General features: G+C 50.0%; 18 protein-coding genes and 1 pseudogene. 17 read left to right on the top strand and 2 right to left on the bottom strand.

Going from position 1 to position 23,637, the window contains the following annotated elements:
• The 6 genes from accD to EXW96_RS15575 all read left to right on the top strand — a co-directional run bounded on the left by accD (position 1) and on the right by EXW96_RS15575 (position 6,908).
• A complete protein-coding gene (gene accD / locus EXW96_RS15600; protein ID WP_074727240.1) occupies positions 1-927 on the top strand; it encodes an acetyl-CoA carboxylase, carboxyltransferase subunit beta in 927 nt (308 codons plus the stop codon).
• The gene (locus EXW96_RS15595) at positions 917-1,897 is read left to right on the top strand and encodes an acetyl-CoA carboxylase carboxyltransferase subunit alpha (protein ID WP_062406956.1); all 981 of its coding nucleotides are present in this window, start codon (positions 917-919) and stop codon (positions 1,895-1,897) included. Before accD ends, EXW96_RS15595 begins: the two co-directional genes overlap by 11 nt.
• Entirely contained in the window at positions 1,890-3,647 is a 1,758-nt protein-coding gene (pyk, locus tag EXW96_RS15590) for a pyruvate kinase (RefSeq protein WP_074727239.1), read from the top strand. The genes EXW96_RS15595 and pyk overlap by 8 nt, the downstream gene beginning before the upstream one ends.
• A gap of 196 nt (positions 3,648-3,843) precedes the next feature.
• Positions 3,844-4,251 (top strand): acyl-CoA thioesterase, encoded by a 408-nt coding sequence (locus EXW96_RS15585; protein ID WP_074727238.1) that lies wholly within the window; start codon positions 3,844-3,846, stop codon positions 4,249-4,251.
• Between the two features lie 7 nt (positions 4,252-4,258).
• On the top strand, positions 4,259-4,654 hold the full coding sequence (locus tag EXW96_RS15580) for an FxsA family protein (RefSeq protein ID WP_062406962.1): 396 nt from the start codon (positions 4,259-4,261) through the stop codon (positions 4,652-4,654).
• Positions 4,655-4,790: 136 nt separating this feature from the next.
• The gene (locus EXW96_RS15575) at positions 4,791-6,908 is read left to right on the top strand and encodes an RNA degradosome polyphosphate kinase (RefSeq protein WP_062406963.1); all 2,118 of its coding nucleotides are present in this window, start codon (positions 4,791-4,793) and stop codon (positions 6,906-6,908) included.
• Here EXW96_RS15575 and EXW96_RS15570 read toward each other — a convergent pair.
• On the bottom strand, positions 6,850-8,394 hold the full coding sequence (locus EXW96_RS15570; protein WP_074727236.1) for a Ppx/GppA phosphatase family protein: 1,545 nt from the start codon (positions 8,392-8,394) through the stop codon (positions 6,850-6,852). The two genes, EXW96_RS15575 and EXW96_RS15570, sit on opposite strands and share 59 nt — an antisense overlap.
• Positions 8,395-8,739: 345 nt before the next feature.
• Here EXW96_RS15570 and citZ point away from each other — a divergent pair, with 345 nt between their 5' ends.
• The 7 genes from citZ (at position 8,740) to EXW96_RS15535 (ending at position 17,011) form a co-directional block, all read left to right on the top strand.
• Positions 8,740-9,852: a citrate synthase gene (gene citZ / locus EXW96_RS15565; protein ID WP_074727235.1), complete on the top strand. Its 1,113-nt coding sequence runs from the start codon at positions 8,740-8,742 to the stop codon at positions 9,850-9,852.
• 179 nt (positions 9,853-10,031) lie between these two features.
• Entirely contained in the window at positions 10,032-11,327 is a 1,296-nt protein-coding gene (icd, locus tag EXW96_RS15560; protein WP_062406969.1) for an NADP-dependent isocitrate dehydrogenase, read from the top strand.
• A gap of 120 nt (positions 11,328-11,447) precedes the next feature.
• Positions 11,448-12,389 carry a malate dehydrogenase gene (mdh, locus tag EXW96_RS15555; protein ID WP_054819145.1) on the top strand — a complete coding sequence of 314 codons (942 nt, stop codon included), beginning with the start codon at positions 11,448-11,450 and terminating at the stop codon, positions 12,387-12,389.
• Between the two features lie 58 nt (positions 12,390-12,447).
• Positions 12,448-12,591 carry a hypothetical protein gene (locus tag EXW96_RS15550; protein WP_174350924.1) on the top strand — a complete coding sequence of 48 codons (144 nt, stop codon included), beginning with the start codon at positions 12,448-12,450 and terminating at the stop codon, positions 12,589-12,591.
• A 177-nt stretch (positions 12,592-12,768) separates the two neighbouring features.
• Entirely contained in the window at positions 12,769-13,368 is a 600-nt protein-coding gene (locus EXW96_RS15545; protein WP_062406970.1) for a TetR/AcrR family transcriptional regulator, read from the top strand.
• A complete protein-coding gene (locus EXW96_RS15540) occupies positions 13,365-16,496 on the top strand; it encodes an efflux RND transporter permease subunit (protein ID WP_074727234.1) in 3,132 nt (1,043 codons plus the stop codon). The genes EXW96_RS15545 and EXW96_RS15540 overlap by 4 nt, the downstream gene beginning before the upstream one ends.
• An 89-nt stretch (positions 16,497-16,585) precedes the next feature.
• Positions 16,586-17,011: a hypothetical protein gene (locus EXW96_RS15535; protein WP_062406974.1), complete on the top strand. Its 426-nt coding sequence runs from the start codon at positions 16,586-16,588 to the stop codon at positions 17,009-17,011.
• 87 nt (positions 17,012-17,098) lie between these two features.
• Here the strand turns inward: EXW96_RS15535 and yfbR are convergent, their stop codons facing one another.
• Positions 17,099-17,680, bottom strand: a complete 582-nt coding sequence (gene yfbR, locus EXW96_RS15530) for a 5'-deoxynucleotidase (protein ID WP_062406977.1) — start codon at positions 17,678-17,680, stop codon at positions 17,099-17,101.
• A gap of 281 nt (positions 17,681-17,961) precedes the next feature.
• On the opposite strand from yfbR, the gene EXW96_RS15525 reads away from it, so the two are divergent.
• The 4 genes and pseudogenes from EXW96_RS15525 (at position 17,962) to EXW96_RS15510 (ending at position 23,557) form a co-directional block, all read left to right on the top strand.
• Complete coding sequence (locus EXW96_RS15525) at positions 17,962-19,500, top strand: fumarate hydratase (RefSeq protein ID WP_062406979.1); 1,539 nt, start codon at positions 17,962-17,964, stop codon at positions 19,498-19,500.
• Between the two features lie 305 nt (positions 19,501-19,805).
• Positions 19,806-21,602 carry a two-component system histidine kinase PnpS gene (gene pnpS, locus EXW96_RS15520; RefSeq protein WP_174350962.1) on the top strand — a complete coding sequence of 599 codons (1,797 nt, stop codon included), beginning with the start codon at positions 19,806-19,808 and terminating at the stop codon, positions 21,600-21,602.
• Between the two features lie 102 nt (positions 21,603-21,704).
• Positions 21,705-21,854: pseudogene (locus tag EXW96_RS15515) on the top strand (response regulator); the annotation flags it as partial.
• Between the two features lie 122 nt (positions 21,855-21,976).
• Entirely contained in the window at positions 21,977-23,557 is a 1,581-nt protein-coding gene (locus tag EXW96_RS15510; RefSeq protein ID WP_074729564.1) for an IS5 family transposase, read from the top strand.
• Positions 23,558-23,637 lie beyond the last annotated feature (80 nt).

Genomic DNA, 23,637 nt, shown 5'->3' with positions numbered 1-23,637 from the left:
GTGCAGTTCAAAGATTTATTTCAGAAAAAAAGAAAATACGCCACTGTTCCATCGGCGGACAGGCCTGCGCCCAATGCTCCGGTTGATGGAGCGATCGACGTTCCCGAGGAGCGTCCGAAACGTGAAATTCCCGAAGGACTGATGAACAAGTGCCCGAGATGCGGGACCATCCAGTATAACAAGGAACTGGACAAGAACCTGAAGGTGTGTGCCGCGTGCGATTATCATTATAAACTCAACGCGGTTGAGCGCATCCAGATGACGATGGACGATGGCGAGTTCACGGAATTCGATAGTGAATTGGGCTCGGAAGATCCGCTGGGCTTTCCCGATTACGTGAACAAATATAACAAAGCTGTTGAAACTACGGGGATGCAGGATGCGGTGATTACCGGCGAGGGAACCATCGGCGGATACCCGGTTATCGTAGCGGTGATGAGCTTCGATTTTATGGGAGGCTCGCTTGGCTCGGTCGTAGGAGAAAAAGTGACAAGGGCTATTGAACAGGCCATTGCCAAACAGCGGCCGGTCATTATTTTCTCGACGTCGGGCGGAGCGCGGATGCAGGAGAGCATTCTCAGCTTGATGCAGATGGCCAAAACGAGCGCGGCCCTGGCCAAGCTGAATGAGCAGGGGGGACTGTACATCTCCGTTATTACGGACCCGACATTCGGAGGCGTGTCTGCGAGTTTCGCTACCTTGGGCGATTATATCATTGCTGAACCGGGAGCGGCTTTCGGCTTTACAGGACGCCGGGTGATCGAGCAGACGATTCGTCAGAAGCTACCGGATAACTTTCAAACCGCCGAATTCAATCTCAAGCATGGACAGGTCGATTTCGTGGTGCACCGAAAAGAAATGCGGACCATGCTGACCAAGCTGCTTAGCATGCATACGGTAAAGGAGGAGACGGCCAGTGGCAAGTGAAATGCCTTTTGAGCTGCCGCTTGTCGAGCTTCGCGCGAAAATCGATGAGCTGCGCAAATTCGGAGAGGAAAAGAAAATTGATTTCTCGGACGAAATTGACCGGTTGGAGCAGCGATATCAGCAGTTGGAAGCCGAATTGTACTCAAGCATGACCACACAACAGAAGATGCAGGTGGCCCGCCATCCTCAACGTCCTACGACGCTCGATTACATTCAATACTTATTCACGGATTTTATTGAGCTTCATGGCGACCGTGTTTATGGGGACGACTTAGCCATCGTTGGCGGAATAGGCCGTTTTAACGGGATTCCCGTGACGGTCGTCGGACACCAGAAGGGCAAGGATACAAAGGATAATATCGCCCGCCATTTCGGCAGTCCTCACCCGGAAGGATTCCGTAAAGCGCTGCGTCTGATGAAGCAAGCCAATAAATTCAACCGGCCCATCATTACATTTATTGATACCAAAGGCGCTTATCCAGGGAATGCGGCAGAAGAACGGGGTCAAGGTGAAGCCATCGCGCGCAATCTGCTTGAGATGGCGTCCATGCGAGTGCCGATTTTATGCGTGGTGATCGGTGAAGGCGGCAGCGGAGGTGCGTTGGCGCTTGGCGTCGGCAATCGCGTGTTTATGCTTGAAAATTCGATCTATTCCGTGATCAGTCCGGAGGGTGCGGCCTCGATTCTATATAAAGACGCGTCGAAATCGATGGAAGCGGCCGAAGCGATGAAGATTACGGCTGATGAAATTTTAAAGCTCGGTGTGATCGACGCGATTATTCCGGAACCGAAGGGCGGGGCTCATCGGGATGTTGTCATGCAGGCTGAATCCATAAAACAAGTATTATGGGCGCACTTGCAGGAGTTAATGAAAATGACAGAGAAAGAATTAATGGAAGACCGTTATAAAAAATTTAGACAAATCGGTCGGTTCACAACCATTCAGGAGGGTAACCACAACCATGCGTAAAACCAAAATTGTTTGTACCATCGGACCGGTCAGCGAATCGCTGGACATGTTCAAGAAGTTGATCAACGCGGGAATGAACGTCGCGCGGCTCAACTTCTCCCACGGCGATTTCGAAGAACATGGCGCCCGGATCGCCAATGCCCGTAAAGCTTCTCAGGAGCTGGGAAAGAACCTTGCGATTTTGCTGGACACAAAGGGTCCGGAGATTCGCACAGGCAAGCTGAAGGACGATCAGAAGGTCGAGCTGATTCAAGACCGGCTGATTACGCTCACGACTGAAGAAGTGCTCGGCGATGCTGATCGCGTGTCTATTACATACAGGGATTTGTACAAAGATGTAAGAATCGGTTCCACGATCCTGATCGATGACGGCTTAATCGGGTTGAGTGTTGAGGATATTCGCGGTACCGATATCGTTTGCCGGATTAAGAATGGCGGATTGCTTGGCAGCAAGAAAGGCGTAAACGTACCCGGCGTCAAAATCAATTTGCCGGGGATTACGGAAAAAGATGCGAACGATATTATTTTCGGTATTCAGCAGGGAGTTGATTTCATCGCTGCTTCTTTCGTGCGTAAAGCGAGCGATGTCATGGAAATTCGTGAAATTTTGGAGCGTCATAACGCTGCTCACATTCAGATCATCTCCAAAATTGAAAATCAGGAAGGCGTAGACAACCTCGATGAGATTCTGGAAGTATCCGACGGACTGATGGTGGCGCGGGGAGACCTCGGTGTGGAAATTCCGGCGGAGGATGTACCGATCGTACAAAAAGCCATGATCAAAAAATGTAACCAGGTGGGCAAGCCGGTCATTACGGCAACGATGATGCTGGATTCGATGCAGCGCAATCCGCGTCCGACCCGTGCGGAAGCAAGCGACGTAGCCAATGCGATTTTCGACGGATCCGATGCCGTGATGCTGTCCGGTGAAACGGCGGCGGGAAAATATCCGGTCGAGTCCGTGCTAACGATGGCCCGGATTGCGGAGCGTGCGGAGCAGGCATTGGAACACCGTGAAATTTTCATCCGCCAAAGCAATGCTCAGCAAACCACGGTGACGGAAGCGATTAGCCAGGCGGTTGCCAACTCCGCTTTGGACCTTGATGCGAAGGCGATTCTGACCGCTACCGAAAGCGGCTATACGGCACGTATGGTTTCCAAATACCGCCCGAAAGCACCGATTATTGCCGTTACCCCGGATGACCGGGTATTGCGCCGATTGTCTCTCGTTTGGGGCGTTATGCCGGTTAAGGGCGAATCTTGCTCCTCCACGGACCAATTGTTCGAGCATGCGGTTGACGCCAGTGTCAAAACCGGTTTAGTCAGCCTTGGCGATCTGGTTATCATCACAGCGGGCGTACCGGTAGGACGTTCCGGAACGACAAACCTGATCAAAGTGCATCAAATCGGCGAAATGATTGCCAAGGGACAAGGAATCGGTACTCAGATCGCTACCGGAAAAGTGATCACGGCTCGCAGTGCGGAAGAGGCGAACGCCAAAGCAACCGAAGGGTGCATTCTTGTCACTCCTACGACAGATAAAGAATATATGCCGGCATTCGAAAAGGCCGCAGCCGTCATTACGGAAACGGGCGGGATTACTTCCCATGCAGCCGTGGTTGGTATCAGCCTTGGCAAGCCTGTGGTCGTTGGTGTAGTTAACGCGCTGGAGATTCTAAAGGACAATGAAGAAGTCTCCATATATCCCGAAGTGGGCGTCATCTACTCCGGACGGGCTCGGGTACTGTAAGAATGCCCCGGGCATACAAAAAGAGCGGACCCGCTTGCGGGTGCGCTCTTTTTTCTATAATATAAGACTTTATAAGTTGATCGGCAGGGTCACGATTCTGATAGTTGAAGAAAAGGTTCATCCAAAACACGGACCGTTCTTCATTGAATGGGCTTCGATCGGAGCATTTATCGAATGAGAGGTGAAAACATAAACTATGAAAACATTTCGTCATCACATACGTGTGCGGTATCAGGAAACAGACCAAATGGGAGTCGTGTATCACGCCAATTATTTAAACTGGTTTGAAATCGGCCGAACGGAGATGATCCGGGAGATGGGCATGCCGTATCGGACTTTAGAGGCCAAGGGGCTGCTGCTTCCTGTTATTGAAGCGGATTTGAAGTTTCATCAGCCGGCCCGTTATGACGATTCGATTACAATCCTTACCCGGATTGCAGAGTTTAGTCACCTGCGCATTCGTTTTGAGAGCGAAGTTCACAGGGAAAGTGAGCTGCTGGTCAGCGGAGGCACCCGGCATGTGTGGCTGAACCGCGATTGGAAACCGGTCCGAATCGATAAAGAAGCGCCGGATGTATACACGCTGATCAAGGAATGGAGCTGATCCGTCCATGTTACGTTATGTTGTCATCGCATTGATTGTGATTCCGGCTTTGGAGCTGATCGTTATCTTTCAAATGGGTAAGCTGATTGGCGGTTGGCCCACCTTCGGATTGATGATCGTGACCGGTTTTTTGGGCGCATGGCTTGCGCGCAGAGAGGGCCTCAAGGTGTGGCGGCAGGCACAGAATCAGCTTTCTCTGGGCCAGCTTCCCGGGGATTCGATTGTGGACGGAATATGTGTGTTTACCGGAGGAATACTGCTGTTAACTCCCGGCCTTTTGACGGATGTGCTTGGATTTCTTCTCGTGTTTCCGCTTAGCCGTCCAATGTTTAAAGGTTGGATATACGCGTTATTACGCAAAATGGCAGACCGGGGAAATACTTATTTTTTTTGGCGCAGATAGGTCCTGACTATTTTTTCAGACATTTACATAAAATTAACAAAGTCTGCATCATCTCTTAACAATATCGAATTATGATGAACAATGTAGAAAAGGACAAGCGAAAACGGTGGATTTTCATGGAGGTCATAATGCGAATATGAAAGATACAACGGTCCGTGAAACGTCGAACAACTATTTGAATCGTGATTTGAGCTGGATTGAATTCAACAGACGTGTGCTTGAAGAAGCGCAGGATGCGGGGACGCCGCTGCTGGAGCGGGTAAAATTTCTATCTATCGTATCCTCCAATTTGGATGAGTTTATGAGTGTGCGGGTAGCGGGGATCATCGAGCAGATGAAAGCGGGTCATACCAAAAAAGATTTTACGGGCTACACTCCTGCCGGATTATTCAAGCGAATCATGAAACGGACGGCAAAGATGGTCGCGGATCAGTACAAGACTTATCGGGATCTCATGAGACAATTAGCCAAAGAAGGCATTATCTTTACGCGATATGATGATTTGAATGCAACGCAGCGTAAAGCCATGGACGAATATTATCACGAGATCGTTTTTCCCGTGCTGACTCCGATGGCGGTGGACCAGGCGCGGCCGTTTCCGCTGGTGCACAGCCAAGCGCTTTATTTGGCGGTGGTCTTGATGAAAGAAGGAGATAGCGAGGAGGAGGAACCTTATTTTGCCATTGTTCAGGTACCTTCGATTTTGAGCCGTTACATTGCCGTTCCGGGGCGGACCAACAGGAAGAAGCATGAATTTATTCAAATGGAAGATTTGATCGAAAAGCACATCCAGACCTTGTTCAGCGGCTATATTCCGGTGTCGGTACACGGCTTTCGGGTGACGCGAAATGCAGATCTTACGCTCAATGAAGAAGACGCGGAGGACCTGCTGGAGGAAATTGAAAACCAGCTGCGTAAGCGGCGTTGGGGGGATCCTGTTCGTTTGGAGGTTCAAAAAGGGATTCATCCTTACGCTCTGAACAAGCTGATTGACGAATTCGAAATCATTTCGGAATACATATTTGAAATCGACGGTCCGCTTGACTTGACCTATTTCATGAAGCTTGCAGCCTCGGTGCAGGGATACGATCATCTCCGCTATCCTCCGATTAAGCCGGTATATCCGCATGAGCTGGACGATGTCGAGGATTTGTTTGCCAAGCTTCGCGGGCAGGATGTGCTCGTCTATCATCCGTACGAGTCGTTCGATGCCGTTACCGACTTTATATGCGATGCAGCCTACGATCCTCAGGTCCTCGCGATCAAAATGACATTGTACAGGGTCAGCGGCAATTCCCAGCTTATTCAGGCGCTTGCACGCGCGGCTGAATCCGGCAAGCAGGTGACGGTCGTGGTGGAACTGAAGGCGCGCTTTGATGAAGAGCGGAATATCGCGTGGGCGAGAAAGCTGGAGCAGGCTGGTTGTCATGTGGTATACGGTCTGGTAGGGTTAAAGACGCACTGTAAAATCACCTTGGTCGTTCGTCAGGAAGCGGACGGACTTCGGAGGTACGTACACGTGGGTACAGGCAATTACAATGATAACACGGCTAAGCTTTATACGGACGTGGGATTATTTACTTCTCATAAAATCATAGGGGAGGATGCTTCCGCACTGTTTAACGAGGTAACCGGTTATTCCGCTCCCCATAATTGGAAAGCTTTCGGTGTGGCGCCGACCGATATGATGGAGAAGTTTTTCGAGAAAATCCGACGGGAGAAGAATAACGCCGCTGAGGGCAAGCCGGCTCACATTATTGCGAAGCTGAATTCGCTTTCGAACCAGCAAATGATCGATGAGCTGTATGCGGCGTCCCAGGCCGGCGTCCGCATCGATTTGATCGTTCGGGGAGTATGCTGCTTAAGACCGGGGGTTCCCGGCTTAAGCGAACATATAACGGTGCGCAGCATCGTTGACCGTTTTCTTGAGCATTCGCGTATTTATTACTTCGAGAACGCAGGCGACCCCGAGGTCTATATTGCCAGCGCGGATTGGATGACGCGGAATTTAACCCGCCGGATTGAATTGATGTGTCCTGTGTTCGATAAACAGAATGTGCAGTCGTTGATTAACGTTTTGCAGTTAAGCCTGCGGGACAATGTGAAGGCGAGACAGCTTCAATCGAACGGCATGTATGAACCCGTTCGATTGAAGGATGCTCCCCCGAGGCGGAGTCAATTCGAAGCGATGCGCATCAGGTCGTGGAAAACGACGTTTCCTGACAATGAAGCTGAAGACCCCAAATCTTCTTGAACTCCTTTTGCAACCCCTCGACCTCTCTGTATTCGGCAGAGGGGTCGTGTTTTCTTTTTAGGCGCAAATTCAATGAAGGGCCTTCGATGGAGACGGATTCAAGTTCAAGGGCCTGTGTTTCACTGGCATCCAGAGCAATGGCGAGACGAACCAGGGTTCCCAGCTTGCATATGAGCTCGATATCTGAATCCGAGATAATATCCTTGTGTTGAAGAACCGCTTGCAGCGTTCTGTTTTTTGCTTTGTATGTGGCGATCAGAGCGCAGAAAAGCAGCTCACGGTGGGTAAGTCCGTCGATTCTCGTATAAGCGATCATGTGAAACGTGTGCTTGGGAAATTGGTAATATTGCACGGAGGCGCCGATTCGGTACAGCTTGGATGCAATGCTGAGGCAAAGCCTCATTTTTGAATCGTGAAGCTGCAGCAGCTTGGTTTGAGCCAAAACGTCAAAAAGCTTCAGCGCGTTTTCATTTACACGGGCAATATGCACTTGGGGAGCCGTTGAATGCAGGCTTAAGAATTGGTCCGCACTGCGTTCTGCGATATGCAAATGCCCCGTATCCGGAGGACAGAAGCTCTCGAAAAAGAGTCCGTCCCGGAGGCCGGCCCCGCTAACAACATATTGCAATGCGCCAGTTGCCTGAAAGACCGTTTGCAGGATAATGACACCCGGCACGATAATATCGTAACGGTCCTTGGAAAGACCATCGACTTTTTTTCTCCTCTCTCCGGGCAAGTTCGAGAGCCATAGAGCCAGCTCGTCCATATCCTCAGGAGATATGACGTAGTTATGCGGGATAGGCAGTGAATATTTACGCTTGCGTTGGTTGATTTTACTAAGCGTTCGAACCCCGCCCCCAAGCCCGACAAGCGGAAGTCCGGGGTTTTGGCTGATCCAGGAATGCGCAGAGAGCGCCCGCTGGACCATTTGCCGGATACCGTTCAGTTGTTCTGCCTGGAATTCACCGTCCGGTGCAAACTTGCGGGTCGTATTTACGGCGCCGAATGGAAAGGAGACGCTGCGGAGCAGCTTCCGGTCGCGAAATAGGCTGATTTCCGTGCTGCCGCCGCCGATATCGACGAGATAACCGTCCGATATGTCCATCGTCTGGATCATTCCCAGAAATCCGAGCCGGGCTTCGTCCTCTCCGGACAGGATTTCAATGTGAAAGCCGGTTTGCTTCGTTAGGGCATCGACAATTTCCCGCGCATTTGTAGCGTTCCGGATCGCAGCCGTGGCAGCAGCGCGGCAGTCTGTGACGCCATGGGCATCACAGATGCGTTTGAAATGCGACAGCATGCGTACGATGTTTTGTATTTCAGCAGGAGGCAGGCCCCCGTCAGGTCCGATCCGCTGACTCAGCCGGGCAGATTCCTTGAATTCACCGATAACCCGATAGGCCCCGGTTTCGTGAAGCTCGTAGATGGCCAAGCGGATGGAGTTGGAACCGATGTCGATGATGCCGATTCTTCGGCTGTTGTTCATGGCTTTCTCCTCCTAGAGTTTTGCCGGAGCAAGACTTGATGCGTAACGAAAAAGATAAACTTATTTTAACATCGTTTGTCCAGCCTGCAAAACTTTGAAGAATGTGTTTACATCGGTTAAGAAATGTTTTGTACAGGGCCGTTTTCTTCGTTATGAGAATATTGGAAAGATAAAAATAGCATAATATCAAGTGTTTGAGTCCATACGAGTCATCAAGAAATGACCATGGGATAGCATATGTTTATTGTGCTGATAATGAACTTTTATGTCCAAATTTGTTCACATCGGTAGATAAATCCTTTATATTAGACTTATGTGAAATCGAACGCAAAAGGAGAGATTAACTTGACTGCTACCAAAGGATTGGAAGGAATTGTCGCTACTACCTCCTCCGTTAGCTCCATCATTGACGGTGTGCTCACCTATCGCGGTTATAATATCGACGACCTTGCGGAGAATGCAACATTTGAAGAAGTCGTATATTTGTTATGGTATGGCAAGCTGCCTAATCGCTCAGAACTGGACCGGTTGCTAAAGGATTTAAGTGAAAACGCTGCGATTCCTGCAGAAATCATCGACCAAATCAAATTATATCCAAAAAATGTAAATTCCATGGCTGCTCTGCGCAGTGCTGTTTCCAGCCTGGCTCTTTACGACGAAGAAGCAAATGATATGAGCAAAGAAGCCAACCTGCGTAAAGCGATCAAGCTGCAGGCCCAAATTCCGACGATTATTGCTACGTTTGCCCGTATTCGTGAAGGGAAAGAGCCGATCGCTCCGAAGGCCGGCGTTTCCATTGCCGAGAATTTCTTATATATGCTAACCGGCAAAAATCCTGAAAAAATTGCTGTTGAAGCGTTGGACAAAGCTCTTGTTCTCCACGCTGATCACGAGCTGAATGCCTCCACTTTTGCGGCTCGTGTTACCGTTGCCACGCTCTCCGATATTTATTCCGGCGTTACTTCTGCGATCGGAGCGCTCAAGGGACCTCTGCACGGCGGAGCAAACGAGGCGGTTATGGCGATGCTGGAGGAAATCGGTACGGTTGATAACGTTGCAAACTATATCAATGAGAAGCTGGCTAACAAGGAAAAGGTCATGGGCTTTGGCCACCGCGTATATAAAAATGGCGACCCGCGCGCGAAGCATCTTCAGAAGATGTCTCAGGAATTGGGTAAAATTACAGGCAATTTGAACTGGTATAACATGTCCATTCAAATCGAGGAAATGGTTACCGGTCAAAAAGGCCTGAAACCAAATGTGGACTTCTACTCCGCATCGGTGTATACTTCACTGGAAATCCCGCGCGACCTGTTTACCCCAATTTTTGCGATCAGCCGTACTTCCGGCTGGACAGCTCACATTCTGGAGCAGTATGATAATAATCGTCTGATCCGTCCACGTGCTGAATACACGGGTCCTTTGCATCAAGTCTTTGTTCCGATCGAGAAGCGCTAATGATCGGAGATTGAAATTTTTGCTTGATACCTAAACGGGCTGCTGCGGCGTCTTTTTTACCTCGGCTTTCATAGTAAGGCTTGAGACAAGCGCCGCGGCTCCCGTATGTTTTTGAGGGTATCCCTAATTCTCGGGTCAGTGCAAACTGGCTCCAATTTTACGAGGAGGTTTATATATCTATGGTACAATTTGAACAATATGCGCAACCGACAGAAGGCGAGCGTATCACGATCACGAACGGTCAATTGAACGTTCCGAACAATCCGATTATTCCTTTCATCGAAGGCGACGGTACCGGTCCGGACATCTGGGCGGCAGCCCAACGCGTGTTGGACGCAGCGGTAGAAAAAGCGTACAAAGGCGAGAAAAAAATCGCGTGGTATGAAGTGTTTGCCGGAGAGAAAGCTTTCAATAAATTTAACAACTGGCTTCCGGCCGATACACTTACTGCTATTCGTGAATACATTGTTGCCATCAAAGGGCCTTTGACTACTCCGATCGGCGGCGGTATCCGCTCCCTGAACGTAGCTCTTCGCCAAGAGTTGGATCTGTATGTATGTTCCCGCCCGGTTCGCTACTTCAACGGTGTACCTTCCCCTGTGAAACGTCCTGAGCTCGTGGACATGGTTATTTTCCGTGAGAACACAGAGGATATCTACGCAGGGATCGAATGGGCTTCAGGCTCGGAAGAAGTGAAAAAAGTCATTGCGTTCCTGCAAAACGAAATGGGCGTGAAAAAGATCCGCTTCCCGGAAACGTCCGGCATCGGTATCAAGCCTGTATCTTCCGAAGGTTCCAAGCGTCTGATTCGTGCGGCAATCGAATATGCGATCCGGCATAACCGCAAGAGCGTAACCTTAGTTCACAAAGGTAACATCATGAAATTTACGGAGGGTGCGTTCAAAAACTGGGGTTATGAGCTTGCTGAACAAGAGTTTGGCGACAAAACCTTCACATGGGCGCAGTACGATAAAATTAAAGAAGAGCAAGGCACAGAAGCAGCAAACAAAGCGCAAAAAGATGCGGAAGCCGCCGGTAAAATCATCATCAAAGATGCGATTGCGGATATCGCTCTGCAGCAAGTACTGACTCGTCCGACTGATTTTGACGTCATCGCCACACTGAACCTGAACGGCGATTACCTGTCCGATGCATTGGCGGCTCAAGTAGGCGGAATCGGTATCGCTCCTGGAGCGAACATCAACTATGTGACCGGCCATGCCATTTTCGAAGCAACTCACGGTACGGCTCCTAAATATGCAGGTCTCGATGTAGTTAATCCAGGCTCCGTTATTCTGTCCGGCGTTATGATGCTTGAGCATCTGGGTTGGCTGGAAGCGGCTGAACTGATCTACAAAGGTATGGAAACCGCGATCAATAATAAAACGGTAACTTACGACTTTGCACGTTTGATGGAAGGCGCAACCGAAGTGAAATGCTCGGCGTTTGCGGATGAGATCATCAAAAACTTCTAAATCGATTGCACCTTGATCCCTTTCTAAAGGAGTAAATTGGGTTTTATATCCTTTGAACGGCGAAAGCTTGTCCGAGGATATGAACCCATCAACAATATAATTTCGGGAGGCAACCAAATCATGGCGATTCAACGCAAAAAGATTACGGTTGTAGGCGCTGGTTTCACAGGTGCAACTACGGCGCTAATGCTGGCTCAAAAAGAACTTGGTGACGTGGTATTGTTGGACATTCCCCAGCTTGAGAACCCGACAAAAGGAAAAGCGCTGGACATGCTGGAGGCTTCTCCGGTACAAGGATTTGACGCTAACATCATCGGTACTTCCAACTATGACGATTCGAGCAACTCCGATATCGTCATCATTACTGCAGGAATTGCTCGTAAGCCGGGGATGAGCCGTGACGACCTCGTGACTACGAACGCCGGCATTGTAAAATCCGTTTGCGAAAACGTCAAAAGAACAAGCCCGGAATCGATCGTTATTATCCTCAGCAATCCGGTAGATGCAATGACTTATGTTGCTTTCGAGACACTCGGTTTCCCTAAAAACCGTGTTATCGGTCAATCCGGTGTTCTGGATACAGCACGTTACTGCACATTCATCGCACAAGAGCTGAACGTGTCGGTTGAAGATGTCCGCGGCTTTGTGCTTGGCGGTCACGGCGATGATATGGTACCTCTCATTCGTTACTCCAACGTTGGCGGTATTCCGATCGAGAAGCTGATTCCTGCTGACCGCATCGAAGCCATCGTGAAGCGTACGCGCACCGGCGGCGGCGAAATCGTCAATCTGCTTGGCAACGGTTCGGCTTACTATGCGCCTGCGGCCTCACTTGTGCAAATGACAGAAGCGATTCTTAAAGACAAGAAGCGCATTCTTCCTTCCATTGCTTTGCTCCAAGGCGAATACGGCTATGACAACCTGTTCATGGGTGTTCCGACGCTTCTTGGAGGCAACGGCATTGAGAAAGTATTTGAACTGGAACTGCTTCCCGAAGAAAAAGCGGCGCTGGACAAATCTGCCGAATCCGTACGTAATGTAATTAAAGTCGTAACCAGCTAATTAAAAAGATTATACTTCAAACCAGCCTTCCGGCCCTTGCCGGAGGCTGGTTTTTTAATTGAAGTTTGATGAGGAGGGGCAGAAATTTCTGCCCTTCACTCTAGATTTGTGGAGTCGCCTTGAGGCGCTTTTCTCTTTAGAGACTGCTGCAAAGCTGAAAATCAGCGCAGCAGCGAGCGGAGACGCAAAAGCCTCTCTGTAAGGTCGATTTTCAGCGTAGTGGCCCGCGGCGCGGTTTTTCTTGTAAACTCCCTTATTGAAATTAATGGTAAATCATGATACCATCAGAAATGACTGACTAGTCAGTCATAACATTTCAATTGCAAAAATGTTTTCACAACATGTTTTTGCAATTTTATTTTTTATAGGGGGAAATGGCGTGGCAGCAGACAAGAGAGACAGCATTATTAAATCGGCGCTTAAGCTTTTTGAAGAAAAAGGCTACCACAGCACGAAAATTTCGGATATTGTGCAGAACGCGGGAATGGCGCAGGGAACGTTTTATTTATATTTCAAGAGTAAAGAAGATATGTTCCGCCAAGTGGCCGAGGCTTGCCTGGATGAAATTGTGGGCGCTTTGGCACAAGGGCCTTCAGTAACGGAAGGTTTTGATTTAGATCGAATGCTGTACCGGATCATCCGTCAAACGCTTGTTATTTACTATGAGAACCGGACGATTTTAAATATTATAAACCAGCATGGTTCCGCGTCTCCTGAGATAGCCGATATTTACAAGCTATTTTATGATAGAATGGCAAGCGTTATCAAAGGTAAGCTTGTACAGCTTCAGGCGTATCCGGGCTACACGGATGAACAGCTGGAAATGACCGCATATGCCAAAATCGGTATGGTAGAGTTGGCTGCGTACCAGTGGTTTGTTGAGAGGAAATGCGGTCCGGAGCACATTGACTCGCTCACAGAGGTATTGGTCGGCGTAAATATCAATTGCAAGCCGGGAACGGATGTGAAGGGGGGATGATCGGCAAAATCCTGAAGTATCGAAAAGTGACGCTGCTTTTTTTTGTCATGGCGGTGCTGCTTGGCATATTCAATATATCCACGATGAAGCAGAGGGAAAATCCGGAGATTGATCTGACCGTAGCGGTCGTCAAGACGATTTATCCCGGAGCTTCACCGGAAAAAGTGGAGCAGTTCATTACCCGGCCTTTAGAGGATAAAATCAAGGAGATGAGCGATATTTCCGTGATCAGCTCCACTTCGTCGGCGAACGTCTCGGTCATTCAAGTGGAGGTCAAAGCGGATACGGACATCAAACGGGCATGGGACACGCTGCGGCAGAAGGTGCAGTCCGCGTCAAGCGAGCTGCCTCAGGACGCGCATCAACCAGAGGTGAATGACGATCTCGGTAAGATTGCAGAGCAAATCCTCCATTTCGTGGTGGAGACTCCCGAGGAGCTTGAACCGCTCAGGCCGGTCATGGAAATGTGGAAAGAACAGCTTGGCACGGTTCCTGGCGTCAGCAATGTAGAGATCGTCGGCTTGCAGGAACAGGAAGTGGCTGTAACGCTGGATACCGACAAGCTGAACACCTTCCGGCTGCCTTGGGGAGTCGTGGCGCAGGCGCTTCAAAACAAACAGAATCGTATTCCATTAGGAATGGTCGATAAAGGCACGAAGCAATATTTCGTGAACATGAGCGGAGAATGGAAATCGGCGGAGGATATCGCAAATACGGAAATTTACGGTCTGCCGGGCGGAAAAACGCTGAGAATCGGAGATATTGCCGACGTCAAGCTGCAGCCGAAGAAAAGGGAAGTCAGCATCATACATAACGGGAAACCTGCGCTGGACTTGGTTATCAATGCGGCAAAGGGCGCGGATATACCGGATCTGCAAAAGCGGATTGACCGGAAGGTGTCCGAGCTAAAGCCGAAACTTCCGGAGAATGTCGAGCTGCAATCGCTTTTTACCCAGAAGGAAAGCCTGGATCATTTGTTTAAAGAGCTGATAAAAGAGCTGTTGATCGGCATCATGGCGGTTATCGTCGTTTGTTCGATGGGTCTTGCGTTCGGGACCGCTCTGATCGTTGCGCTGGCCATTCCGATTTCGATCACGGTCGGCTTTATTCCGGTGGAATTTATGGGGATCGATTTAAACCAAATCACCATTGTGGCGATAGTGATTGTGCTGGGAATTCTAGTGGATGACGCCATTGTCGTCAACGATAATATTCAGCGCCGGCTCCAACTGGGAGATGACCCTCGGACTGCATCGCTTGAAGGAAGCCGTGACGTCGCCATCTCCATCCTGACGGCGACGATCGCCACAGCCGCAGCTTTCCTGCCGCTGTTCTTTTTGAAAGGAAATATCGGCAGTTTTATACGTCCGCTGCCTGTAGTGATCTCGTTCACGTTGGCCGCGTCGATGGCCATGTCGCTTACCATCATCCCCATTTTCCGTACATGGGCAGCCGAACGCAGGCTCCGCCGCCGGAGCCTACAATCGACAGATGCCGTCGACACTTCCCGTAAGGCGCATGCCGATCCGGAATTACAGCAGGCTCCCGGTCTGCTCGGCAAACAGATCCAGCGGTTGAGTATAGTGTACAGCAAGCAGATTCACCGCTTTTTGCAAAGACCGCTGCTTACAGGAATGGCCGCGCTTTTGGTGGGAACAAGCGCCTTTGGTCTGCTTCCGCTGCTGGGTGTGCAGTATTTCCCGCCTGCGGAGAAAGAAGAAATGCTGATCGACATTAAGCTTCCAAAGAACAGGTTGTTTGCGGAAACCGAGTATACGGTATCTAAAGCGGCAGCTTGGGTAGGGCAGCAGCCGGGTGTACGTTTCGTCTCGTCGTATGCAGGCCGTTCCACTCCAAAGTTTTATTATTCCGAAGCCGATGTATCCGGGACTCATGTGGGCCAGCTATTCGTAAAGATTGATCCTAAGGTCATTCAAACGAAGGAAGTGGTTTCTGCATGGAGGGAAGAGCTCAAGGCGATGTTCCCGCCTGATGTGGAGATTACGCCGCGTGAGCTGGAGCAAGGTCCGCCTGTAGGAGCGCCGATCGCTTTGCGCATCAGCGGAGGAGAGCTGTCACAGCTTCGGCAAATCTCGTCGGACATCCAAGGCATGCTTGAGGAAATCCCGGGCACGGTCAGCGTATCCGACGACGTTGGAGACGATATGAACACGGTCGAGATTGATCCCGATCCGGCCAAGCTGAGTCTATTTGGAGTAAACGAGAACGATCTCTCTATGACCCTTCGCATTGCCACAGAGGGTCTGGAGGTGGCGGAGATGCAGAAAGGTAAGGATTTAATTGATGTGACCCTGTATGCTAAGAAGAAGACCCATGATCCTGTGGAAACCATGAAAGACATGTACGTGCCTGCGCTGCAGGGCGGCACCGTTACCATTGGTGAACTGGGTGTGATCAAGGAAAGCCGGATGATCCAAACCATACATCACCGCAACTTGACCCGTACGATCACGGTTCGAAGCTTTGTACAGGATCGTCTTGCGGATGACATTGTAAAGGAGCTTCAAGTCAAGCTGCAGCAGTATTCTCTGCCTGCGGGCTATTCCATCGAATTCGGCGGAGAAAACGAGGAGCGCAACGATGCGTTCGCTTCCATCGGAATGCTCTCTTTGATCGTTCTTCTTTTGATTTATGTGATTATGGTCATGCAGTTTTATTCTCTCTCCATACCGCTGCTGATTCTGTCAACCGTTTATCTGGCTGCCGGAGGAGCGGTCATCGGTTTGTTTCTGACAGGGTCGCCTATAGGGTTTATGGCGCTGATGGGACTGGTCAGCCTGGCCGGGATCGTGGTGCGGAACGGGATTATTCTCATTGAATTCATAGAACAGGCGAGGGAGCGCGGACTTCCGCTGTACGAGGCTGTGGCGGAAGCAGGGAAATCCCGTCTGCGGCCCATATTGCTGACGACGGCAACGGCGATCGGCGGCTTGCTTCCGATGACCATCATGGGTGGGAACCTGTGGCGGCCGATGGGCATCACCATCATCTCCGGCTTGCTTTATTCGACCTTGCTGACCTTGATCGTTGTTCCATCCTTGTTCGTGATACTGGCCAAGCGGCGGGATCAGAGGGCAGCCAAAGCGGGCATAAGCGAGCATGCGTAGCGCTGCCGGTTCATTTGCTTCAAGGCATCGCATTCCGTTATACTAGGAATAATCAAAAATAATGGAAAATTGGGGAGGCAACACGAATTATGCTGGATTTTATATTGTACTTGCATGTGTTAAGTGCGGTTATGATGGGGATTTACCTGCTGCTCCCGTTTCTGGCCCAGCGCGTTCAGGCTCTGGACTCCACAACGGCGCAGTACGGTTTTTTGCATGTGCTGTTCGCGATGAACCGCGCTGCGCAGTTTGCGCTGATCATTGCATTCTTAACCGGAGGCTATATGGTGAGTAAAGCTCCCTATTCCATACTGTGGATGGTGCTTTCAATCGTGTTGTTCCTGGCTATTGCGGCGCTTTCGGGGATCATGGGCAAAAGGATGAGGCTGGCTTTGGCCGAAGAATCTGGCAGCACGATCCCCAAACAAATCGGCTCGATCAAGACGCTCAGCCTCATCAACGGTATTCTATTTTTCGTCGTTCTTACATTGATGAATTTTCCGTTTATGCGGTAAGTGCTGAACTTTAAAAGACCGGGTGATCATCATCCCGGTCTTTTTTCTGTACACATAAGGCGGGATTCCCCGGCCTTGGGCCTTGCATTACAGTTCATCCAGCGTTTTTTCCAAACTGGGGGCCATGTGCTGCAAAAAATATTGGATTTCCTGCATATTCATAGCGTCCATCGAAGCTTTGATTTGCTTTTTCGCCGTCGCGAACTCCCGGTTGCCTGCAGACAGCTCGGTGACGCATTTCAGATAGGCATCCAGAAGATCTGCGGCTTTGACGTATTTTTTCAACTCCGCGTCGGCTTCCGTCTTCATACCGATAAGCGGGTCATAGACGCTTCGAAGCGGCTCCGGCACCATGTCAAGCAGCCGCTCGGCGGCCAAATGCTCGATCTCGCGGAAGTTGGACAAAATCTTCGGATTGTGATGTTTTACCGGAGTCGGTATATCGCCTGTAAACACCTCGGTGGCATCGTGAAACAGGGCCATGCTGACCACACGGTCCGTCGGCACCTGCCGCTCAAATACCTCGTTTGCGATCGTGCACAAAACATGGGTCAATATCGCAACATGAAACGAGTGCTCGGCAACATTCTCCTTGACGATGTTTCTCATCAGACTCCAGCGTTCGATATACCGAAGCCGGTACATATAGGCAAAAAAGTGGCTGTCCATTCTATCATCATCCTAATAGAGAATAGCTTTCTATACGATTGGTCAAGCAGGCCGTTATGCTTCCGTTCCTGCACCGGAAATATGATCCTGAGAAGCTCTGCTATAGTAGGATTATACACGATTTGTCCGCTGATTGCTCGTCCGGATTCTCATTACACCGGGGATGCGGCCTGATGAAAACGATATTTTGGTACCGGCGGTAATATGCTATTATTAAGAGAGTTGTGTAGTTTTATAATAGAAAGTTTCTTTTTACGAATCGAAAGGAGTTTTTCTACATCATGCAGCATTTTCAAGAGAGCATTTATAAACTGATCGTCGAAACGTCCACGAACCTTCCGGCCGACGTGCGCCAAGCGATTCAGAACGCCCGGGCCAAAGAAGACGCAGGCACGCGTTCTGCGCTATCCCTCTCCACCATCGCTGACAATATTCATATGGCGGAGTGCAACGTATCTCCGATCTGTCAAGACACGGGAATGCCGACATTCATCGTACATACACCGGTCGGAGCTAACCAGATCGAGATGAAAAAACAAATTATAGCGGCGGTTGCCCAAGCTACCAAGGACAGCAAGCTGCGGACGAACTCGGTCGATTCCTTGACCGGGGCGAACAGCGGCGATAATGTCGGCCCGGGCACTCCGGTTATCCACTTTGAACAGTGGGAAAAGGACGTGATCGAAGTCAAGCTGATCCTTAAAGGCGGCGGCTGTGAAAATAAAAATATCCAATACAGTCTTCCGACTGAATTGGAAGGACTCGGCAAAGCCGGACGTGATTTGGACGGTATCCGCAAATGTATTATGCATGCCGTATATCAAGCGCAGGGGCAGGGCTGCAGCGCAGGCTTTATCGGAGTAGGCATCGGCGGTGACCGTACAACGGGTTACGAACTGGCCAAGCATCAGTTGTTCCGTGCTGTGGACGACGTGAATCCGAATGAAGAGCTGCGCAAGCTTGAGGAATATGTGATGGAAAACGCCAACAAACTCGGCATCGGTACGATGGGCTTCGGCGGTCAAGTCACATTGCTTGGCTGTAAGATCGGAGTCATGAACCGTTTGCCGGCCAGCTTCTTCGTATCGGTGGCCTACAACTGTTGGGCATTCCGCAGACAGGGCGTGCTGATTGATCAGAGCACCGGCGAGATTACGGATTGGGTTTATCCTAAGGGAGAGGAGCTGCCGATGCAAAAGGACGAGCCGGCAGCCGCGGCGGCAGGCCAGCAGGAGCGGCGCGAAATCGTGCTGCAGACGCCGATTTCCGAAGAGCAAATTCGCCAGCTTCGCGTAGGGGATGTGGTCATCATCAACGGACCTATGCATACGGGACGGGATGCGCTGCACAAATATTTGATGGACCATGATTCTCCAATCGATCTGAACGGCGCTGTCATTTACCATTGCGGACCCGTCATGGCCAAAGATGAGAATGGCGAGTGGGTTGTGAAAGCGGCCGGACCGACTACAAGTATCCGCGAGGAGCCTTATCAAGGAGATATCATCAAAAAATTCGGTATTCGTGCTGTCATCGGTAAAGGCGGAATGGGTCCGAAAACGCTCAAGGCGCTTCAAGAGCACGGTGCCGTATATTTGAATGCCATTGGCGGCGCCGCCCAATATTATGCGCAATGCTTCAAAAAGGTGGAAGGCGTCGATTTCTTGGAGTTCGGTATACCGGAAGCGATGTGGCACCTGCAGACTGAGGGCTTTGCGGCCATCGTCACGATGGATTCCCACGGAAACAGCTTGCACGCTGATGTTGAGATGGATTCGCGCGATAAGCTGGCCCAGTTCAAAGAACCTGTATTCGCATAAAATCGTAAAGAACTTCTATACGGTTATAACCTATAAAGCCATGAGAGCCCCGGTATCTGTTATACTTGGGGCTCTTTATTATGATAGGAGAATGAAATAGGGCTGCGCCTCACTCATTCACAGGTTGGCCCCTTTCTTTACAAAAAAATAACTGGAGTTCCACTTCCGGAACAGGTACGATATAGAGTGATATGTCCTTTGGAAGAAATACGCATGAATGAAATTTGCCCCATACAGGAAATTCTTTGTAAATGGGAGTTTTTCTTGAAGCGTATGGCCTCAGCTGCGGGAGGATGACTTCATTGTTGAACAAGTTCCGGACACGGTTAACCCTGATTTTTATTGCCTTGATCGGCTCTTCGGTGCTGATCGCGGGTATTTTTGTAGCTCAAATGATGGAGCGATCCCATATTGATACCCTTACTACTTATATGGAGCGGGAACTTCGCATCTTGCTGGTCACGATGAACTGGAACAGACAGGGTCCGGAATCCGAACAAATTCATTATTATTCGGATATGGCCGCTAAGCTTAAGAAATCGGCCGATGCGCGGGTTACCTTTATCCGTGCGGACGGCAAAGTGCTGGGCGATTCCGATAAAGATCCTTCTCAGATGGAGAATCATTTGAACAGGGAGGAAATTATCGATGCGGAATCGTCGGGAATAGGCTTTGTCACGCGTTACAGCAGCACATTGAACCGAAACATGATTTATGCCGCCGTTCCGGTCAAGGACCAGGACCAAACGATCGGCTACCTGCGGTTAGCCATGAGTCTTGAAGAAGTGGAGAAATCGATCCGTAACGTTTGGATTATGCTGATTGGCGGCCTTTTGACGGTGTTTGCCATCGCGGGCTTGCTCAGCTACCGTATCGCTTATGGCATTACCAGACCGATCGAGCTGATGACCAGTGTGGCACAGCAAATTACGGATATGAACTACAAGTATCGCGTACAGCTGAATAAAAAAGATGAAATCGGCAAGCTCGGCGATGCGATAAACCATATGGCGGATAGTTTGCAGCTGCAGATGAATCGCATTCTGGAAGATGAAAACCGGCTCAAAAACGTGCTGGAGAATTTGATTAGCGGCGTTGTCATGATCGATGGGGAAGGGAAGATTGTTCTGCTTAACCGGTCGGCTGAAGAATTTCTCGGTTTTTCCTCCAAAGAGCTGTTAGGGAAAAAGTTTGACGAAGCCAAGCAGCAGATCGAATTTACGCAGCTCATACAGGAATGTATCGATACCCGGGAAAATATTCGTGATGAAATGATCTTTTATTTTCCGGAAGAGCGCATACTGGAGATCAACCTGAATCCGATCTTTCAGTCGAATAACCAGTGGGCCGGGATGCTTATTGTTCTGCATGACATTACATCCGTGCGGAGACTGGAGAGAATGCGTTCCGAATTCGTGGCCAATGTATCGCATGAGCTGAAGACGCCGATCGCCTCAGTCAAGGGCTTTGCAGAAACGCTGCTCGCCGGAGCGCTCGATGACAAAGAGACAGCCAGGTCGTTTCTGAAAATCATCTTTGATGAAAGTGAACGGTTAAACCGGCTGATTGGAGATATTCTGGAGCTGTCCAAAATTGAGTCCAAACGGATACCGCTTCAATTCTCTCCGGTCCATCTCGAATCGTTTGTTGAAAACTGCCTTCATGTGATGAAAACGGAGGCCGAGAAGAAATCGATCGAACTGAAGATGGAGGTGCCGGAAGACGTCTACATGGAAGCGGATGAGGATCGGCTGCGTCAAATTCTGATCAACCTGCTCTCCAACGGCATCAACTACACGCCTGAAGGAGGCAAGGTGAAGGTGAAGGTAGAACAGCTGGCCAGCGGTTCGGAGGCTGGAGAGGTGGACACGGTCCGGTTTACGATCTCGGATACGGGGATTGGCATCCCGAAGAAGGACCTGCCGCGGATATTCGAGCGCTTTTACCGCGTGGACAAGGCCAGGTCGAGAAGCTCAGGCGGCACGGGACTCGGGCTGTCGATCGTGAAGCATTTGGTTGAGCTGCACAAAGGCACGATCCGTGTGGAGAGCGAGGTCTTCGTCGGCACCAAGTTTATCGTTGAGCTGCCGTTAATCCAGTAACACCGGGAGCTTTACAAAATCTTAACAAAAGCTTCTTAACAATTTGTCAACAATTCATGCTATGATTAGTATGAAATATAGAATGGGGTTGGGGGTTTTCCCATGTCACATAAAATATTAGTCATAGAGGATGAGCCTACGTTAGCCAGATTGCTTTCTTATAACTTGACGCAAGAAGGCTATGATACCAAAGTCATCGATCATGGCAGCGACGGTTTGCAGGCCGCCCTGCATCAGCCGTTTGATTTAATTAGGGCTTGCTGAATAATCAAAAAATCCTTATCGTACAAGGATTTTGAGGCACTTTTGTCGAATTCATCTGCAAGGAAAATACGGGAAATCGGTAAAAAACCTTGCAGATGGAGTGAGCGAAAATGTTCGTGTTGAATCGAGATATGGCAGACCTGCTGGAAAACTTCTATTTGCCCTTTGGCGGGAAATTAAATCCAACCAATCGTTGGGTCCAGCTTGCGTCGATCATTCCTTGGGACAAAGTAGAAGAAAAATACGTGAGCTCGTTCCAGTCACCGATCATCGGCCAAAAGGCGTACCCTGCACGTATCGCTCTCGGCTCGCTCATTATCAAGGAGCGCCTTGGTTTAAGCGACCGCGAGACGACCTTGCAAATCCAAGAGAATCCGTATTTGCAGTTCTTCTTGGGCTACACCGCGTATGTCGATGAAGTGCCGTTTCATCACTCCCTGCTCACGCATTTTCGGGAACGGCTCGGCCTGGAAATCCTGGCTGAAGTGAACGATTGGATCGCCCAAGCCGCGCTGCAAGCAGAACGAGAGGCCGAGGCGAAACCGAAATCGTCCAAACGAGATCGTGATGACGACGACAACGATGCGGGTGGCTCGCAGCTCACCATGGAAGTAGGGGAAGCCCTCACCATTCCTGAGGAAACTCCCGCAACAGCTAAGAAATCCCGTAACATAGCTAAAAGGTTCCATGTCTTGCCACCAGCATCAGCACCGACTGCGAACGTGAGGAATAAGGGGACCCTCATGCTGGATGCGACATGCGCACCTGCAGACATCAAGTATCCGACGGATTTGGGGTTGCTGAATCACGCGCGTGAGATCCTCGAAGACATCATTGACATACTGCACCATCCCCATATTGGAGTGATGGAGAAGCCGCGCACATACCGCGAGAAAGCCAGAAAATCATATCTGGGCGTATCCAAACAACGCAAGGCATCGGGCAAGGTGATCCGCAAAGCGATCAAAAAGCAACTGGGCTACGTGGGACGGGATCTGCGGATCATTGAAGCACTCGTGGAGCATACGCCTCTCACGGAGCTGAGCAAAAGACACTATCGTCAGCTTCTGATCATCTCGGAACTCTACCGTCAGCAGCGCGAAATGATGGAGAAGAAAATACACGTCATCGCTGATCGTATCGTGAGTATCCAACAGCCGCATGTCCGTCCGATGGTTCGAGGCAAAGCTGGAACGAACGTGGAGTTCGGCGCCAAAATCGCCGCCAGTCTGGTGGATGGATACGCTTGGATCGAAACGGTTGAGTGGGACAGCTTCAACGAGGCAACAACGCTGCAAGCATCGGCGGAAGCGTACAAACAGCGATTTGGGTATTACCCCGCCGTCATTTTGGCTGACAAAATCTATCGCAATCGAGACAATCTGAACTATTGCAAAGAGCTTGGGATTCGCCTTAGTGGCCCAAAGCTCGGTAGGCCCTCGAAGGAGCAAAGTGAAGTCGCCGATCGTCGGCAAGAGCGGCAGGACGCCGCACAGCGCAATGCAATCGAAGGAAAGTTTGGAGAAGGCAAGCGCAAATTGGGACTGGGTCGCATTCATGCACGTGGTGCCGAAACCAGTTTAACCGTCATCGCCCTTCAATTTCTGGTCATGAATTTGGAGCGACGACTACGGGTTCTCTTTTTGCCTTTTTTCAAACTGCTTGGGTTTAGAGGCTTACGTTGGGTGTAGACTGGGATGGATCTTGTTCAGCAAGCCCTAATTAGGGCTTGCTGAAAAATCAAAAAATCCTTATCTCACAAGGGTTTAGA

Source organism: Paenibacillus sp. JMULE4, assembly GCF_013337105.1.
Classification (GTDB): domain Bacteria; phylum Bacillota; class Bacilli; order Paenibacillales; family NBRC-103111; genus Paenibacillus_G; species Paenibacillus_G naphthalenovorans.
The sequence above is the reverse complement of the archived record's forward strand: the minus strand, read 5'-3'. Positions and strand labels throughout refer to the sequence as shown.